This window comes from Planctomycetaceae bacterium, from assembly GCA_041398825.1.
Classification (GTDB): Bacteria; Planctomycetota; Planctomycetia; order Planctomycetales; family Planctomycetaceae; genus F1-80-MAGs062.
On record JAWKTX010000003.1, the window covers coordinates 44316 to 62326 of the forward strand.

The 18011-nt window shown below is 54.3% G+C and carries 17 protein-coding genes; 6 read left to right on the forward strand and 11 right to left on the reverse strand.

What is annotated here, in order from left to right:
* Positions 1 to 199: 199 nt before the first annotated feature.
* The 5 genes from R3C20_06620 to R3C20_06640 form a co-directional block, all read right to left on the reverse strand.
* Entirely contained in the window at positions 200 to 1459 is a 1260-nt protein-coding gene (locus R3C20_06620) for a sulfate adenylyltransferase (protein ID MEZ6040159.1), read from the reverse strand.
* Positions 1460 to 1816: 357 nt separating this feature from the next.
* On the reverse strand, positions 1817 to 2179 hold the full coding sequence (locus R3C20_06625; protein MEZ6040160.1) for a hypothetical protein: 363 nt from the start codon (positions 2177 to 2179) through the stop codon (positions 1817 to 1819).
* A gap of 12 nt (positions 2180 to 2191) precedes the next feature.
* Positions 2192 to 3667, reverse strand: a complete 1476-nt coding sequence (locus R3C20_06630) for a DUF1501 domain-containing protein (GenBank protein MEZ6040161.1) — start codon at positions 3665 to 3667, stop codon at positions 2192 to 2194.
* A gap of 158 nt (positions 3668 to 3825) precedes the next feature.
* Positions 3826 to 4806: a DUF3500 domain-containing protein gene (locus tag R3C20_06635; GenBank protein ID MEZ6040162.1), complete on the reverse strand. Its 981-nt coding sequence runs from the start codon at positions 4804 to 4806 to the stop codon at positions 3826 to 3828.
* Positions 4807 to 4931: 125 nt separating this feature from the next.
* Complete coding sequence (locus R3C20_06640) at positions 4932 to 5735, reverse strand: DUF1080 domain-containing protein (GenBank protein ID MEZ6040163.1); 804 nt, start codon at positions 5733 to 5735, stop codon at positions 4932 to 4934.
* Positions 5736 to 5948: 213 nt separating this feature from the next.
* Between R3C20_06640 and R3C20_06645 the strand changes: the two genes are divergently transcribed.
* From R3C20_06645 to R3C20_06670, 6 genes are all read left to right on the forward strand, one after another.
* Complete coding sequence (locus R3C20_06645) at positions 5949 to 6680, forward strand: FHA domain-containing protein (protein ID MEZ6040164.1); 732 nt, start codon at positions 5949 to 5951, stop codon at positions 6678 to 6680.
* A gap of 341 nt (positions 6681 to 7021) precedes the next feature.
* Complete coding sequence (locus tag R3C20_06650) at positions 7022 to 7339, forward strand: RNA-binding protein (GenBank protein MEZ6040165.1); 318 nt, start codon at positions 7022 to 7024, stop codon at positions 7337 to 7339.
* A gap of 389 nt (positions 7340 to 7728) precedes the next feature.
* Positions 7729 to 8577, forward strand: coding sequence for a class I SAM-dependent methyltransferase (locus tag R3C20_06655; protein ID MEZ6040166.1), 849 nt, complete (start codon positions 7729 to 7731; stop codon positions 8575 to 8577).
* A gap of 16 nt (positions 8578 to 8593) precedes the next feature.
* A complete protein-coding gene (locus R3C20_06660; protein ID MEZ6040167.1) occupies positions 8594 to 9715 on the forward strand; it encodes a PQQ-binding-like beta-propeller repeat protein in 1122 nt (373 codons plus the stop codon).
* The gene (locus R3C20_06665) at positions 9712 to 10692 is read left to right on the forward strand and encodes a PQQ-binding-like beta-propeller repeat protein (protein MEZ6040168.1); all 981 of its coding nucleotides are present in this window, start codon (positions 9712 to 9714) and stop codon (positions 10690 to 10692) included. Before R3C20_06660 ends, R3C20_06665 begins: the two co-directional genes overlap by 4 nt.
* Positions 10693 to 10750: 58 nt before the next feature.
* Positions 10751 to 11647: a LamG-like jellyroll fold domain-containing protein gene (locus R3C20_06670; GenBank protein MEZ6040169.1), complete on the forward strand. Its 897-nt coding sequence runs from the start codon at positions 10751 to 10753 to the stop codon at positions 11645 to 11647.
* Between the two features lie 324 nt (positions 11648 to 11971).
* On the opposite strand, the gene R3C20_06675 is transcribed toward R3C20_06670, so the two are convergent.
* From R3C20_06675 to R3C20_06700, 6 genes are all read right to left on the reverse strand, one after another.
* Positions 11972 to 12730 (reverse strand): iron-sulfur cluster assembly protein, encoded by a 759-nt coding sequence (locus tag R3C20_06675; GenBank protein MEZ6040170.1) that lies wholly within the window; start codon positions 12728 to 12730, stop codon positions 11972 to 11974.
* A complete protein-coding gene (sufD, locus tag R3C20_06680) occupies positions 12730 to 14061 on the reverse strand; it encodes a Fe-S cluster assembly protein SufD (GenBank protein ID MEZ6040171.1) in 1332 nt (443 codons plus the stop codon). The genes R3C20_06675 and sufD overlap by 1 nt, the downstream gene beginning before the upstream one ends.
* Before the next feature lie 490 nt (positions 14062 to 14551).
* The gene (gene sufB / locus R3C20_06685) at positions 14552 to 15967 is read right to left on the reverse strand and encodes a Fe-S cluster assembly protein SufB (protein MEZ6040172.1); all 1416 of its coding nucleotides are present in this window, start codon (positions 15965 to 15967) and stop codon (positions 14552 to 14554) included.
* Positions 15968 to 16001: 34 nt separating this feature from the next.
* Positions 16002 to 16346: a type II toxin-antitoxin system death-on-curing family toxin gene (locus R3C20_06690; GenBank protein MEZ6040173.1), complete on the reverse strand. Its 345-nt coding sequence runs from the start codon at positions 16344 to 16346 to the stop codon at positions 16002 to 16004.
* Between the two features lie 78 nt (positions 16347 to 16424).
* A complete protein-coding gene (gene sufC / locus R3C20_06695; GenBank protein ID MEZ6040174.1) occupies positions 16425 to 17237 on the reverse strand; it encodes a Fe-S cluster assembly ATPase SufC in 813 nt (270 codons plus the stop codon).
* A gap of 165 nt (positions 17238 to 17402) precedes the next feature.
* Entirely contained in the window at positions 17403 to 17939 is a 537-nt protein-coding gene (locus R3C20_06700) for an NADH-quinone oxidoreductase subunit B family protein (GenBank protein MEZ6040175.1), read from the reverse strand.
* Between the last annotated feature and the right edge of the window lie 72 nt (positions 17940 to 18011).

Genomic DNA, 18011 nt, shown 5'->3' on the forward strand with positions numbered 1-18011 from the left:
CCACCGCGTGGGTATTCTGCCGATTCTGCATACGCCCCTGACGATGGCAGCCATTTCGTGAATCGCCGCTGATGGTGCGCATCTTGCTGATGCGCAAAAAAAGGCTCGCCTGCGAAGAATCACAAGCGAGCCCTTTAAAATTCGGCCGAGTCAGCCTGATGGCAAACAGTCGCTCATCGCGTTTCGGCATCTGTCCGGGTTAGCCAACTTTCATGGCAGCGGCCAGAATCTGGGAAGTGCTTTCTCGCATGATACGCGGATCGACCAACTCTCCCTTCTGAAGAGTCGCGCGAACATCTTTTCCGGAGATGAACACTGGCTTTTCATCTTTGTGCTTTTCCATCAGATCAACTCGACCAATGGAATCATAGTAAGCAGCAAAGCCAACATTGATTGGGGAGATTTTCAGATCGCCATTGAGGTTGTTGAAGATTTCCTGAGCATCAAAGTCACCCCAGATCGCAGTTCCGTCTTTGAACGGTGCATCGGCATGTTTGCGGCCGATTACGATATGGGTATAGCCCATGTTCTGCCGGTAAATGCCATGCATAATGGCTTCCTTTGGACCACCGTAGAACATCTTGATGTCCAGCCCCAGCAGCAGGACCCGGTCGGGAACACTGTCTGAGCGGTCCTTCCACAGTTCTGCGTCACTGTCGCCTTCACCCAAACCACGTGTTGCGATCAGCTTTTCATAGGTTTCCATGCGGATTTCCGCGCTCACATCGTCGCCTTTGGTTTCACCGATCAGCGGATTCAGTACGGCGCCAGCGTTCTTTCCGGCTCTCAACAATTCTTCAAGGCCGTGAACCAGCGCGTATTCATGGGCACGGTGCAGGGGATTTCGCGTCTGGAACGCGACGACAGCATCCCAGCCCTGCTCGGCCAGTTTCGCTCGCACCTCACGTGGTGTGAGCACGTACTTTCCGAAGTGGGGATTTTTGGGCTGTGGCAGTGCTTTCAGACTCCCGCCGATCAGGTGAGTCATATCCTTGTCATTGACAAGAACCATATCGGCACCCGGGTGGTCTGTGCGATCAGTCAGGTAGACGCTCTTCAGATACTTCGGTTTGTCCCACTCGTAGACATCATTGATGTCGACGGTGGCGACAATTTCTCCGGCAGGATTTGTCAACGCTACTTTTTGTCCTGCAGACAGTTGGCTTGCCAGGTCTGCTGCGACAGGAAACGCAATGGGAATTGTCCATGCATATTTGGCACCGCCGGATGTGATAGTTGCCTCATCAAGTGCCTGGTTCCACTGCTGTGAATTCATCGGTCCAGTCAGGGGACTCAGCGTACCATCAGCGATTCGGTAAACACTGGACAGATCGGCAGCAGAAACCGGGACCTTTGTGAGCGATTCTGCTTCAGCCAGAAACGCGGCTCGTTCCTGCTCGCTAACGGTGCAGCAGACGGGCTCAGACAAACCACCATGAGGAACGATCAGATCAGCCATTTTCAATACAACTTTCGTGGACGAGGTTAAGAACACTGCAGGTGCAAGTGTGACGAACTGACTTCTGATCTGAGGCCGATGGACGACGCACCAGAGAAGAAAAACAGCTTGGGAACGCGCTGTCGTCGCAGAACCGGATTGGATTTGTGCCGGAATGTTGGCCGAAGCCGAACTTCTGCGAATGCGGCTACGGAAACAGAGAGTTGAGCTTAAGCGAATCCGGTGTTCGGACCGCTCTACCGGTTCCCCGTTTGGCTCATCGACTTCTCCCGAACGCCTGCACGGAGCGAGACGTTAGAGGAACCCGAATTCTGAGTCAAGAACTTCCGCACACACCGCGTTTTGCACGTTCGATTACTACTTTCGGGAAGGCGGTGCCGACTGTTCCTGTCGTGCTTCGGTGCGGCTGGAGGCCTGTGAAAACTGCCAGAAGGCCTCAGGAGACTCTCGCATCTTGTCTGCCATGGCGTCCGCATTCTTCCATCCGGCTGGCTGGTCTGTGTAATAGCGCGCGGACGGATCAATTCCTCGTGAATCGAAGAACCGCATCTGCTGTGAAAATGATTCCGTCTGTGCAACTCGAGGCAGAACGCAGAGCCACACCAGCAGTACAAAGCCCACAAGGACGACGAAAATCGAGCGACGCAGCCCCGGTGATCCGTGGCGGGCGGTAACCATTCCGCTGAATTCGAACTCAGGTTGCTGAAGGGGTCGCTGCATTGCCGGTGTTTGTTAACAGAGAATTTCGTCGACGACACGGCACGGTTCAACACCGGTCAGTCGAAAATCCAAACCCTGATGCCGATGGGTAAACACTTCGTGATTGATGCCGAGCAATTGAAGTGATGTCGCATGCAGGTCGCGAACATGGACGGGGTTGTCTACAACGTTGTAGCTGAAGTCATCTGTCGTGCCATATGTGATTCCGGAACGAACACCACCTCCGGCCATCCACATCGTAAAACAGCGAGGATGATGGTCACGACCACCTTCAGGGCTTTTCCAGTCACCTTGTCCGGCGACACCGCGTCCGAATTCCCCACCCCAAAGAACGAGTGTTTCGTCCAGAAGTCCTCGCTGTTTCAGATCGAGAACCAGGGCCGCACTGGCCTGATCGGTATCTCGACACCGTGCGGTGCACCATGAGGCGAGACGACTGTGGTGATCCCAGTCGGGATGAAAAAGCTGTATGAAACGGACACCCCGTTCGACCAGACGCCGTGCCAGGATGCAATTCGAAGCATAGCTGCCCGGGCGTCTTGAGTCCGAGCCATACAATTCGAACACAGATTCGGGTTCGTCGCTCAGATCGCTCAGTTCGGGAATGCTGGTTTGCATTCTCCAGGCCATTTCATATTGCTGGATGCGAGTGACCGTTTCCGGATCGCCAGTGTCCTGCTGGTGCAAATGGTTCATCTGAGCCAGTCCGTTCAGCATGTGGCGTCGCACTTCGCGGGGCATGCCTTCCGGGTCGCGGAGATACAGGACGGGATCCTGAGAGTTTCGAAGTTTGACTCCCTGATGGCCGGACGGAAGAAATCCACTGCCCCAATAGTGATCGTACAAAGGCTGATCACTCGGTCGTTTCATTCGTGAAATCAAGACGAGATAGTCTGGCAGATTTCTGTTCTCGCTTCCCAAGCCGTAACTGACCCAGGCGCCCATACTGGGCCTTCCCGGAATCTGGTGCCCCGTCAGAAACTTCGTCATTGCCGGAGCGTGATTAATCTGATCAGTGGTCATGGATTTGACAAAGCAAAGTTCGTCGGCCACGTTCTGAAGATGTGGCAGCCATTCACCAATCGTCGCACCGCTTTCTCCGCAACGGCGAAACCTCGTTCGCGATGGCATGATCAGCTGCTTCTGGTTCGCGGTCATTGTCGTTAACCGCTGACCCTGACGGACGCTGTCGGGCAGTTCCTGGCCTGCCCATTTCACTAAGTCCGGCTTGTGGTCGAAGAGTTCAATCTGCGAGGGGCCACCCGACTGAGTCAGAAAGATGATGCTCTTTGCCTTCGCAGGAAAATGCTGAACGCTCGGGAGGGAGGGCGATGGCGCCGTCTTAGTTGACACCGAGTCTTCGGCCAGCAACCGATGTACAGCCATCGCACCGGGGCTGATTCCCGCCCCGACACCAAGGAAATAACGACGAGACTTGTTCCACTCGAAGGATTGCTGCCAGAATTCAAAGGCTCGATCATGCAACATCGAAAGATCCCGGAACGAGAGATCCTCACCCACGTTGCAGCGAGTGAGGATCCAGATTCATCGTGTGCGTCTTCTGTGGCCGAAAATTGTCTGTTGAACTCCTTTCGGCGTCGCGGGCGACCGCCGATGATCAGACCGCCACCGAAGCAGAACGATTATTATCCTTTAGCACCGCCAATATTGATGTAAGCGTGAACGTGCGGCGCGCCGCGGAAATGCCAGACGAACGAAGGACCTTCCACTCGCCAAATGTCCCATTGCTTGTCGGCATTCAGGTCTCCCTGCTGGTAGAACGCCATATGCAGGCCTTCAATGCCACCGGAGGCATTCAGGATTTCCATGACTTCATTCACATCCTGCTTGCGATAAGGGGCGAGCAATACTTCCAGAGTCTGTTTGACCAGCTCACGCTGATCGGTGGAAAGTGCTGCTACGCTGATACCCGGGAAGGCGCCGTTCTGGCCCTGAATCTGGACCGCTGCTTCCTGAGGAGCCTTGGCGACCAGCGCCTTCTGAGTCTGTTCGGAACTTAATGCTTTGAAGACTTTATCTGTTTGTTCTGTCTGGTAGTAATAAAGATTCTTTTTCGGGTCTTCCTCACCATGCCCGTAAACAATGGGGCCTCCGAAGGCCGCGTGATCGACGCTGTTTCCATCAGCACGCAGGGTAAGATGGCGGCCGGTGAGTTCAAATTCGAACTTACCGTCACCAGGAGTTCCGAACACCGCGACACTAAAGTAGGCGAGCCCACCTGCGTCCTCATCCATCTGGGTTTCCAGCCGCTTGAAACCGTCTTCACTGGAAATGCCTTTCAGGATCTCGCGAACAATTCCACGTTGGGAGTCTGCAAAGAAATCGTCACCCAGTTCCGGCTTCGTAATGTGCCAATTGGCGTTAATTCGGTTGCGAAGGTCGTGGTTGAACGGCAGGCAGATGACTTGACGTTGCTTATCGGTCAACGACTTATAGAACTCGCCAACAGCTGTCTCCGCTGTCTGTTCTGCTTCCAGACCGGCGAACAGACCGGCTCGGAGAGGGGATAGTGATGCAGCACCGGCCGAGACCGCTGCAACGGAACGTAAGAAATTGCGGCGATCGACCTGATGCGGGACAGATTTCGACTTGCTGTTCGTTGTCATTACGATTCTCCTGGGTTTGTGGACGCGGCTGAAATGGAGGTAGAAGTGATCAGGCAGGCCTGTCCAGTATATCGACAATCATGGGGCCGCAAAGTGGACATGGGCTGAATCAAGCTGGCAATCGATTATTCTGGTTTGGACTCAATAAGAGGCTCTTTGAAGCTTGTATCCGCTTCTTTCAGATCAACTTCTTTGATCCATGCGTTGCGATAACGGACATCGTGGCCCTCACATTGCAGCTTCAGGCCTGCCGGAGTGTCCGTGATTCCTTCGCCGCTATTATTACCACCGTCGATCCCTGAAGCGGGCCCACCCCAGACCTTATGGATCTGTACGTTTTCATGAACCAGCTGGCCATTGAAGTACATGGATACCATGGCCTTTTGGATCCGCAGGCCATCTTTGAATCGTGCGGCCCGAAATAAGATATCGTAGGCGTTCCACTTTCCAGTGCCGTTGTAAGCATGATAGGGGCTTTCGCTCTGGTTGATGACCGCTGCCATCCCGTGAGATGTCTGATCCCCGTCAAGAATCTGAATTTCATACCGATTCTGTAGATAGACGCCACTATTGCCTCCGGGCTTCGCAACGAGAAACTCAATGTGGAGCCGGAAGTCTCTGTATTCCTTTTTCGTGACTATGTCTGCCGCTCCAAACCGGCCTCCTGCGGCCGCCGGATCGTCGGTCATTACGCAGGTGCCGCCGTCAACCGGATCTTCAACAATCTTCCACTTGATTGGCATCGACGATGAGAAACGCGGGCCTTCCCAATAGATCCACTTCTGGTCCAGCATTTCGCGAGACCCATCGATGATGACTTCGGCATCACCCGGTGGTTTGGCTCCTATGCCAACATCAGACAGAGCAGTGTTGCCTGTGGCAGTCAGGCAGATGAGAGTCAGAATGATGATGTAACCACGCGTTCGCATCGGGGGACTTTCCTGGGATTTAGGGTTTCTGCATTCAGCTGACTGGTTGGGCGGATCGGCGATAGTTGCCGGTCGGTGTCGCTCACGGTCGTACCCTGAGGGCCGTGTGCGGAAAGTCAGAGTAACGCTACCCGGCGACTTTAGCAAATCTTTGGTTGAATCCTCACGATCCACAATTCGCATAGTCGATTCTCTAAACGCAGGAGATTTGTCGTGAGTAACAATGATTCAACTTTGCCCCCCGATTCCGTCGCATGGCTCCAAATGGCAATGGGAGACAGTCGGTGTCCTCGCCATGCCATCCCCATGGGTGATTTTCTGATTGGAAGCGGGCCTGAATGTTGTCTGCGTCTGGGTGATGGCGTACTGCCCCCGTTGCATTCCGTCATTCGTATCACGCCGACCAGTGCAACATGGACGACCATGGTCCGTACTCCGGAGCTTGTCGTGAATGGCGAAGCGACTCGTCACGCTGACCTGCACGATGGTGACATGGTAGAAGTCGGACCGTTCCGAATGACGTTTCGGCTCTGTGAATCCCGTGCCGCTGCAGACCTGAATACGCTGACTCAGATGTGTCAGGTTGAAATTGCAGAAGCGGAGAACAGCGGCGATCTGCGAGCGGAATTGCTTCTTGATGCGATTCAGCGTGAGCTGTCCGTCATCGAGACTCTTGATCGATCCATGCGGACTGGTGTGAGTGAATTGCTGTCGGCTGCCATCAGAGCCGATAGCGAGGAGAACGGAGTGGAATCCACCGGCGTACGCGCAACGGACTCAATAATGGATCAGCTTCAGCTGCAAAACGACAAGCTGGACAATCTGGGGCAGATTCTTGAGCATGTCGTGAAACAGCAGCGAGTGATGACAGATATCATCCATCGGTTGACCGAACAGGTCGCCAGATTGTCTCAACAGAACGCTCGCTATCGCCGAGCCGGGTGACAATCGGGCTTCCGCCCAAATACTTTCCCTACAACTTGGGTCGAATTGCTGGTACGTATTGCTAAACATGTTTCCACAAGCTAGATTCTCAGTTGTCTGGGTTCACCGGTGGCGTGTAAGCGTCGAAAATGAGTTCAGATGGTGTGTGCATCAGTGTTCTCGGTGATAGTCACGTAGATTACGTCGTTCTCTTCAGCCTTGAGTTCTTCTGCAGCAAACGCCCTTTGATCATGGCTTCCGGCCGATTACATCGGACAGATGCCGTGAGAATTTGTGTTCTAACAGCTGCCGTTGGGGCAGCGATTTGGTGTTTGGGGAGCTGCAAGGCTCAGGGTTTAGTGATGAGTAAGAACATTTTTGTGGGCAGTCTTGCCTGGGCAACGACTTCTGAAGGCCTCGAGCAGGCATTCAGCCAGTTCGGTGTCGTGACATCTGCCAAGGTAATTACTGACCGAGATACTGGCCGCTCAAAGGGGTTCGGTTTCGTTGAGATGGAAACTGGTGGCGACGAAGCTATCCGTGCTCTCAACGGTTCTGACCTTGATGGTCGTCAGATTGTCGTCAATGAAGCTCGTCCTCGCGAAAGCGGCGGCGGTGGTGGTGGCGGCGGTCGAGGTGGCGGTCGAGGTGGATACGGCGGAGGTGGCGGACGCTACTAAACCTGAATAAGCCTTTGCTTTGAGATTCAACGTCCTGTCATCCCCGGGTGACAGGTCGATGGAATAAGAAGGGGTTGATGCTTCTGGCATCAACCCCTTTTCTTTTTGGTGCCTCAGACTTTGCTGCCCGGCGGAGACATTGTGCCAACCATCAGAAGCGAAATCCCGAACCCCGGGAACATCAGGCTTAACGGATAGTTTGTTGAGTATGGATCCGGGCGGAAGCTGAGGGACAATTTGATTGCCTGATGATGATTGAGGTCGCTTCATTGATCGCAATCGGGAGACAGATCTATTACGTTGAACACTGCGATGGCAATTGAGTTGAGGTACCTGCCGTTGGTTTGCGGAGTATCAATGCCCGTGCGCAGTTTTCCCGGAGCGAGATCATGGTGTGGCGAACAAGTTTGGTGATCCTTGGGTTGATGCTGGAAGTGGGAGTCTCGAATACAAAGTTGCAGGCCGCCGACGCGGAAACGCAGGCGGCAGAGATTCTTGAGAAAGCTCAGATCAGTGGGGGCTTCATCGTACATCTGGGCGCGGGTGATGGCCGTCTGACTGCGGCGCTGAAAGCAGGTCCGGCAATTCAGGTTCATGGCCTGGTGCGAACCGAGGGCGAACTTAGGCAAGCCCGCGATGTGATTTACGATTCGGGTAAATACGGCGACGTCTCTGTCGTGATGCTCGCCGGCAGCCAGCTCCCTTATGTCGATAACCTTGTGAACCTGCTGGTGGCGGAGTCGCTGGACGGCATCGCAATGGACGAGGTCTTAAGAGTACTGGTTCCCAATGGCACCGCTCTGATCAAAGGCAGTGATGGTGAGTGGCAAAAGACAGTCAAGCCGCGTCCGTCAACCATTGATGAATGGTCACATTATCTGCACGACGCCAGTGGAAACGCCGTTGCTCATGATGAAGAAGTGGCACCACCCCGCCATCTGCAATGGGTTGGTAGTCCTCGCTGGTCCCGTCATCATGACCGCATGGCCAGCATGAGCGCGCTTGTGAGTACCAACGGTCGAATGTTTTACATCATGGATGAAGGGAGTCGTGTGTCGATTCAGTTGCCTCCCAAATGGAAGCTCATTGCTCGCGATGCTTTTAATGGGACGGTGCTCTGGAAACGCGACATGGAGAATTGGCAGAGTCATCTATGGCCTTTGAAGAAGCGGCCCGACTCAGCTCTCGCGGCGACTCGTTTCCAACGCCGATACCGTCTTTGCAACCCTGAGCTTTGACGCACCCGTTACGGCTCTGGATGCCGCATCAGGCACGACCCTCAGGATTTTTGAGGGAACAGATGGTGCAGAAGAAATCATCAATATGGGAGAACTGTTGTTTGTCGTTGTCCGTAAAGGGAAAGCTGAATTGGCCGATTATGCTCCGGCAAACGGCCGTGTTGGTGATCAGGGGCAGGTTGCGAAGGAGTTCTTCTGGAATGAGGAACCTCGTGTGATTATGGCCTACGAAGCTGCCTCCGGAAAGCGGCTTTGGGCGAAGCAATCAGGGCTGTCGCCGTTGACGCTCGCCGCTGACAGCACCAATGTTTACTTTCACGATGGCGAAAGTGTTATTGCCCTGAATCAAAAGAGCGGCGAAATGGCGTGGAGTTCCGAGCCTGTCACGCGTCGCAAACAGTTTACATTTAATTTCGGGCCTCGACTGGTTATCCACAACGACGTCGTATTGTACGCCGGCGGAGACGGTCGAATGATCAGTGTTGACGCGGCAACTGGCAGGGAATTATGGACGGCACAGCATCCCAATTCCGGGTACCAGTCTCCGCAGGACCTGATGGTAGTGAACGGTTTAGTTTGGTGCGCGCCAACAACGTCCGGGAAGGACACCGGAGTTTATACGGGGCGCGATCCACGCACCGGCGAAGTCAAGAAAGAGTTCGCACCAGATGTCGACACGTACTGGTTTCATCATCGTTGCTACATTGCGAAGGCAACAGACAATTTCCTGATCCCTTCGCGAACTGGAGTGGAGTTTGTCGATTACGAACAGGAACACTGGGACATCAACCACTGGGTTCGGGGAGGCTGTTTATACGGAGTGATGCCATGCAATGGGCTCACTTACACGCCGCCGCACAATTGCGCCTGCTATCCCGAAGCGAAACTCTACGGTTTCAATGCCCTGGCACCGACAGCGCCGACTCGGCCAATCCCGGCAGAAATTCCCGAGGAAGGGCGTCTGGAACAAGGGCCCGCATTTTCCTCTTCGCTTGCGTCGAAGAAAGTCGGCCCGAATGACGATTGGCCAACATTCCGCCACGATGCTCATCGTAGTGGTACATCACTGCAGCCGATTGACCCAAAAATTGGAAACCCAATGGGACGTCAGTGGGAGGACGACTTACGTCACCGGTGATCGCAGACGGTCGCGTTTATGTCTCTCAGATTGATACGCACACTTTGTTTGCCCTGAATCAAACCGATGGTCAACGCGTCTGGAAATATACGGCGGGAGCTCGAGTCGATTCGCCACCAACAATTGAGCAGGGGCGGGTCGTCTTTGGATGCGCCGATGGCTGGATCTATTGCCTGAATCAGGACGACGGTCAGCTGGTGTGGCGGTATCGGGCGGCTCCCATGGATCGTCGGACCATGGCATACGAACAGTTGGAATCGCTCTGGCCGGTTCACGGAAGTGTCCTGATTAAAGAGAACATCATCTGGGCGGTTTCCGGTCGCAGTAATTTTCTCGATGGCGGGCTTCGGCTGCTTCGGCTCGACCTGGCCACCGGGCGAAAAATCTCCGAAACCATCATGGACGAAACGAATCCTGAAACCGGAAACAATCTGCAGGAGAAGCTGCAAATCCTGCAGATGCCGGTGGGACTGCCGGACATCCTCAGCAGTGACGAAAAGTTCGTCTACATGCGTTCACAGAAGTTCGACCTGGAAGGCAATCGAATCGAGATTGGTCCGGTCAGTGGAGATTTCGCGAAACAGGGTGGTGCCCAGCGCGGAGAAGGAGTGCATCTGTTTGCTCCGATGGGATTTTTGGATGATACGTGGTTCCATCGATCGTACTGGGTGATGGGCCGTAACTTTGCAGGCGGCCACGGAGGCTATTATCAGGCAGGAAAGTATGCTCCGTCCGGCCGGATCATGGTCAATGGAGATGGATACGTTTACGGATATGGCCGCAAACCCGAGTATCTGCGATGGACAACGACAATGGAGCATCAGTTGTTTGCCGCATCTCCAACTCCACCGGAGGTTCCCGACAATTTTGGCAAAGGGAACGGAGCTAATGCGGATGCGGGGCTTCATTTGCAGGATTCCCGATTGTACCGGCACTGGATCCTGCCAATAAAGAAATCACGATTGAAGCCTGGATGACCGCCACCTCCCCCAATGGTGTGATTGTGGCGCGCGGTGGTCCCGCCGAAGGATTCGCATTAACCCTTCAAACGGGAAGCCTCATTTTCTTGTACGGGCTGGGGGAGAATTGACCAGCATCAATGGTCCGAAGCGAATCGTGGGAGGCTGGCACCACATCGTCGGTGTGATGGACTCTGACGGAGCCATGCGATTATACGTGGATGGCCAACGCGTGGCCGATGGAAAGTCGCCGTCCGTTCTCACCAAAAACCCGGCTCAGGGCCTGGAAGTTGGAATTGATGCGGGATCGCCGGTGGGGACCTATGAATCGCCGAATCAATTCATTGGGATCATCGACGAAGTGCGGCTGTATTTCACCGCTGTTGGTGACGCAGCGGTTCTGGACCGATTCCGCAACAACGAAGAAATGTCTGGAGAACCCGCTTTAGTTGTGACCTTCGATGACGGCACCGCGCGAGATATGTCGACCTACCGCACCAACGGAACCCTGGAGAACGTCAAAGAGGCGGAGGGGAAGTTTGGCCGCGGGATTCAGCTGACAGGCACAGGAGCAGGCCGACGACGCGGGGCGAACAACAACGCTCAAAAGCCGGGCGACAGCCTTGTGAAACCCAAATGGACCGCCGACGTGCCAATTTATGTGCGTGCGATGGTTCTTGCGGGTTCGAACCTGTTCATCGTGGGCCCTCCTGACATTATCGACGAAGAGTCGACATTCCAGCAGCTGTCCGAACGAGATCCGGAAGTTCAAACGTTGCTGAAGCAGCAGGATGATGCTCTGGAAGGTGTGGCTGGTGGCAAGTTACTTGCCGTACGAACCGACACCGGAGAAGTCGAGCACGAACTGCAGCTGGACACACTACCAGCCTGGGATGGACTTTCTGGTGCTCAGGGACAGTTGTTCCTGACCACACTGGATGGTCGAGTGATGTGCTTCGGCAAGTCCGACTGAATTTGACTGAACAAGACGGACGAAGTCCACAGACAGTGAATTCCAGCTCGATGCGACCATTTCAGCATCGAGCTGTTCTTATGCGCCGCCCTGAGTCAGTACAGCCTGCATCCCTTCAAATCGGGGAGCCGTTTAATCCGGGGAAGAACCAGCCAACAGGACCATGGAGGCTGATCACAACCAAACACGGCAACCGTCAGAGGTCCGACGCTATTAGCTTAACTGTCCGTTGAAAGAACGGGACAGACACGCAGGACGACCGGAAACCGTCGTGTTTTCAGGTCTCCTGCTCGAGCCAGTCCCGTTATTCAACAGGCTGCCAGGCTAGAAGATTCCCAGCTGATCTTTGGCTTCGTCGGTCATACGATCAGGGCTCCAGGGCGGCGTCATCGTCAGAGTGATTGACGCTTCGTCCACATCATGAAGTCGTTCCAGGGCCATTTTTGCCTGCTGCACAATCTGCGGTCCCGCAGGACACGCTGGACTGGTGAGAGTCATTTCGACGCATACTCTTCGGTCGTTCTCTTCATCCTGCAAGACGGCGTAGACAAGTCCCAGGTCGACAATATTCACCATCAATTCCGGGTCAATCACCTGCTTTAATGCTTCAATAAAGTCGAAGTCCGATGATGGCTCTTTGACAGCGCCACCATCGTCGAAAACAACCTGCTGCACATCCGCTTCGTTTGAACTGACCTGCTGAACCGGCAGACTTTTGGCGGCGAAGTCTGAACCACTGTCTTCGACATCGGAAGACTCGACCTTTGCCGGCCTGCGAGTCTCAGCACTCGCCCAGACGAATCCATCACGGATCTCGACACCAAATGATCGGATGGCTTTTGTTGCCGGCATGCAAAGCGCTTTGCCGGTTTCCAAATCGAACGTGGCACCATGGCGAGGGCAAACGATTGACTGGCCTTTCAGCGGTCCGTCCGTAAGCGGCTGCCCGTCGTGAGTGCACACATCCTCCACAACGAAGAACTGGTCCTCAATGCGTACCAGAAGGGCCGGAATATCGTCAACGAAGACTGATTCTCGTTCGCCCGGCGCAATCTTGTCCGTCGCAATTAGTTTTTCCCACATCAGATTGCTCCGATCGCTTCGATGCCCAGTTTGCCCTGAACGGTCCGGCTGAGTGTTTCTCGAACGACTTCGACCGGAATGCGGTCGTAGACCTGCTGGAAGAAGCCTTCTACGATCATGTGCATGGCTTCTTTTTCGCTGATGCCTCGGCTTTGAGCATAGAAGACTTGCTCTTCGTCAACGCGGCCGGTGGTGGCTCCATGAGTGCACCGGACGTCGTCGGCTTCGATTTCCAGGCCGGGGATGCTGTCACAACGTGCATCACGGCTGAGCATCAACGCGTCGCTTCGCTGATAGCCGTCGGTTTGCTGAGCCGCTTCATCCACCTTAATCATGCCTCGCCAAATGACTCGGCTTTCGTCCCGGAGAACTTCCTTATAAAGCAGGTCGCTGTGAGTTCCCTGTGCTTTGTGATGCTGCTGAGTGTAGTAGCTGATCTTTTGACGATCGCTGGTGAACGTCACACCATTGACTTCTGCCGTCGCAGATCGACCGTTCAGATTGATGTCCTGATGGATATGGCTGAGCTTGCTGCCAAGCCCCACAACCGTCCACTGCAGGTTGCCCTGAGATGCAACGTTGCCGCCCTGATGAGCCAGATGCCAGGTGTTCTGATTCCAGTTCTGCAACTGAACGTATCGCAGATTTGCATGTCTACCGACGATCAGTTCCACGCAGCCCACGTGCAGGCCGCTGATGGTTTCGTCGGACGAGGTCGTCTCTTCCAGCAGAGTGGCTCGAGCTTCGTCCTCCAGAATGATGAGTGTATGACCAAAGTCGGCCACGCCATCCTGAGAATGAGCGATCAGACTGTGAAGCGGCAGTTCCACTTCGACACCTTTGGGGACGTACAAAAGCGTGCCACTGGTCCAGAACGCTGCATGCCATGCGCTGAAGCGGTCAGCGTCCGGTTTGACCGCCTGCTTCATAAAATAAGGTTCCAGCAGTTCGCGATGTTCGGTCAACAGCGTTTGCAGGTCGCCAAACAGCACGCCTTTAGCTGCGATGTCCTCGTTGACAGACGCATGTGTCATCTGGCCGTTGACATGACCGATACTGCCGCCGTATTCCGTTTCGTTCGCCAGCAGCGTCCCAATCTGAGACGCATCCGCTGCGTCAGCCGTTGGACGAAACTTCGCCGCATTAAAGATCCTCAGATCGACGCGTTTGAATTCTTCCGGATCCAGTTCTGCCGTCAGCAGTTCCTGATACTGCGCGAAGGCAGCCCGGCGAGCGTCTGTGATCCACGCCGCTTCATGGCGAGTGGTCAGGAATTCTTCGAAGGTGTCGGCGTTGTAGCCGGTTCGCGATGTTCTGGTATTCGATGTCATCGTTCTCTACTGATCAAACGGGATCTGATCTGATATTTGCCAACTCTGCGGAGCGTTGAGCACACGCAGGACAAAAACCGTGGAATTACGAAGATAAAACATTACTCGATAGCCGCTCCGGCGACGTCCATTGCCAGGCAGCGTCCTCGCAGTGCAAGGCCGATCTCATCTGACTCAGATGAGGGTCTGTAGCTCATCGGCGCCGCGCAGATACTGAAGCTGCACTGAGTCAATGACAACGTGAGCTGGTTCACTTCACGGCACTTTTACTGCAACATGCTGTCCATTTGCAGCAGCGATGGCACCAGCACTTTCACGACCCACTTCAATCATCGACGTTCTCCTCTGGGCGGAACGTGAGAGGCACGTGCCAGGAACTCACTGTCAAAGAACCAACACTGTCAAAGAACCAACACTGTCAAAGAACCAACACTGTCAAAGAACCAACACTGTCAAAGAACCAACACTGTCAACTAACCAACAATGCCAACTAACCAACACTGCCTTCCATCTGCAGTTCAATCAGTCGATTCATTTCGACTGCGTACTCCATGGGCAGCTCTTTAACCAGAGGTTCAATGAAGCCGGTGACAATCATCGCACTGGCTTCAGCTTCAGTCAGTCCACGGCTCATCAGGTAGAACAACTGCTCTTCAGCAATCTTGCTGACGCTGGCTTCATGCTCGATGGCGACGTCCTGTTCTTCGACTTCGATGTACGGATACGTGTCGCTTTTGCTGGCAGGGTCGAGGATCAGTGCGTCGCAAACCACATTACTCTTGCAGTGATGAGCTCCGTCTTCCACTTTGACAAGGCCTCGATAGCTGCTGCGGCCACCATCCTTGCTGATACTCTTGCTGATGATGCGGCTACTGGTGTGAGGAGCACAGTGAACCATCTTGGCTCCTGCGTCCTGATGCTGACCTTTGCCTGCGAACGCGATCGAGAGAGTTTCGCCACGAGCCCCGGGTTCCATCAGCCAAATGGCCGGATACTTCATCGTCAGCTTGCTGCCCAGGTTGCCGTCGACCCATTCCATGAGCGAATCGCCATAAGCCATAGCGCGCTTGGTGACCAGGTTGTAGACGTTCGCTGACCAGTTCTGGATAGTCGTATAGCGGAATCGGCCGCCACGTTTCACGATGATTTCCACCACCGCACTGTGCAGGCTATCGCTGCTGTAAGTCGGAGCCGTGCAGCCTTCGACGTAATGTGCTGAAGCCCCTTCATCCACAATGATCAGAGTCCGTTCGAACTGGCCCATGTTCTGGCTGTTGATTCGGAAATACGCCTGTAGCGGAAACTCAATATGAACGCCCGGCGGAACATAAATGAAGCTGCCACCCGACCACACAGCGCTGTTTAGAGCCGCGAATTTGTTGTCTTCCGGCGGAATGACTTTGGCGAAATGTTCGCGGAAGATCTCCGGATGATCTCGCAGAGCGGAATCCGTATCGGTGAACAGCACGCCCTGATTGGCAAGGTCCTCTTTCAGGCTGCCGTACACAACTTCGGATTCGTACTGAGCCTTCACGCCGGACAGATATTTCTTTTCGGCTTCCGGAATCCCCAGTCGGTCGTAGGTTTTGCGAATGTCTTCCGGAACATCGTCCCAGCTGCGTTCCTGACCTTTGGAGGCCTTCATGTAATAGTAGATGTCGTTAAAGTCGAGCTCCGACATGTCGCCGCCCCAATTGGGCATAGGTCGTGATTCGAAGATCTCCAGCGACTTCAACCGGAAGTCCCGCATCCATGCAGGCTCTTTTTTCATCTCGGAAATCTGTGCGACGATCTCACGATCCAGACCTTTGCGACTCTTGAATTCGTAGTTGTCGGTCGAATCGTGGAAGCCGAACTGGTAGTCGCCAATGGCCACTTCGCTTTTGGTGGGTGTATCAGTGCTCATGATGAGTTTTCTGTTTGAAGTTTTCAGAAACCAGCTATTTGTTTAATGCTCTTAGATTCGCGGCGAACCACGTTGCGAGCTGCTCTTTCGACATTTGTCCTGACGCCAGCTGGAGAATCGATTCTTCGCCCAACTGTTGGTCGACCTCAAGAAAGTATCCATTGATTCGCAGAAACGTGTCTGCTGCTACAAAGCCTGTTCGCTTGTTGCCATCCACGAATGGATGGTTCATCACGGTGGAAAAGCAGAAGGCGGCAGCCTTCGATTCCAGCGTTCGGTAGAGTTCGATTTTCTCGAACGATGCCTTTGGCTGAGCGACAGCAGATTCGAGCAGTCCTTTATCTCGAATGCCGGCACTGCCACCTGTTTCTCGGATCACACATTCATTCCCCGCACATTCTTTTCCATCACGCCGTTCCACCGGAAGAGGCTGTCACCGGACGTGGGGCAAATGTCGTTACACAGCCGCCGCTGCTTCAGCCCTCGCGTTGTCGGCATCGGCGTCCGGATGGCGTTCACGAATGGAAGCGTAACCGTTGTTGTGAAGTTCCTGAGCCAATGATGCATCGCCGGTTTCAACAATGCGACCACCCAGCATGACGTGGGTGAATTTGGGTGGATTGTATTCCAGGAGTCGTTCGTGGTGGGTGATGATCAACACGCCCATCTGAGGGCCGCTGAGCTTTGCGAGGCCTTCGCTGACCACTCGCACGGCATCGCTGTCCAGACCGCTGTCCGTTTCGTCCAGAATGGCGAACCTGGGCTGCAGCATCGCCATCTGCAGAATCTCCATCCGCTTCTTTTCGCCGCCGGAAAATCCGTCGTTCAGGTATCGTCGAGCGAACTCAACGTCCATCCCCAGTTCTTCCATCTTCGACTTGATTTCCTTGCGAAATTCCCGCATGCCAATCAGGCCTTCGCCTTCTTTGCGATCGGGATTGCGGATGTTACTGACCGCGTGACGGATGAAGTCGGCAACTTTTACTCCGGGAATGACGACCGGATACTGAAAGGCCAGGAACATGCCCAGACGAGCTCGTTCGTCAGCCGCGAATTCAGTGATGTTGACTCCGTCGACTTCAATGCTGCCGTCGGTGATCTCGTAGTTTGGATGTCCGGCCAGAGCGTAGGCCAGCGTGCTTTTGCCAGAGCCGTTGGGACCCATCAAAGCGTGAACTTCGCCCTGACGAATTTCCATATCCACGCCCTTAAGAATGGGCGTGCCCGCAACGGAAACATGAAGATTGCTGATGCGCAATGTGGATGTCATTGATATGCACTTCCTGTGGGCGCCACGGCAAGACCGCAGCACCTTTGACGAATCGAAATAGGAGTTCAGTCAGTTTTTAAGGGATCAGCAAGGCTGAACCCCGGTGTGACACGAAACTGAGGAGTGGCATTCCTCGCTGATTTCGCACCATCGTGTTCAGGAAACTCAGACGTTTAGTGCCGAGTAACCCGAGTGGTGTGGCACTGGCAATGTTTGCTCAGCGCGAGTGATCTTTCTTGCCTTGATCTTATCCTGAATCCGCATCAGGCCTTCGAGCAACGCTTCTGGACGAGGCGGGCATCCCGGAACATAAACATCAACCGGAACGACCAGGTCAACGCCCTTGACGACGTGATAACCGTGCTTGAAATAGGGGCCACCACCGACGGTGCAGGCTCCCATGGCAATCACATACTTGGGATCCGGCATCTGTTCGTAGAGACGACGCACCCGGCTGGCCATCTTGAATGTCACCGTACCGGCGACAATCATCAGATCGGCCTGTCTTGGCGTTGCCCGGAAGGCACCTGCCCCAAAACGGTCAATGTCATATTTGCTGGCACCCGCCGCCATCATTTCGATAGCGCAACATGCCAGGCCAAATGTCATCGGCCAGATACTTGACTGTTGACCCCAGTTCAGGGCTTGTTCAACAGTTGTCGTGATCACGTTCTCCTCGAACCGACCTTCAATCCATGTCATGTCGCTCGAACCTTTTCAAAACCCAATGAGAAATACATCGATTGCACTGACTGAACCCCATCCAGATGCCAC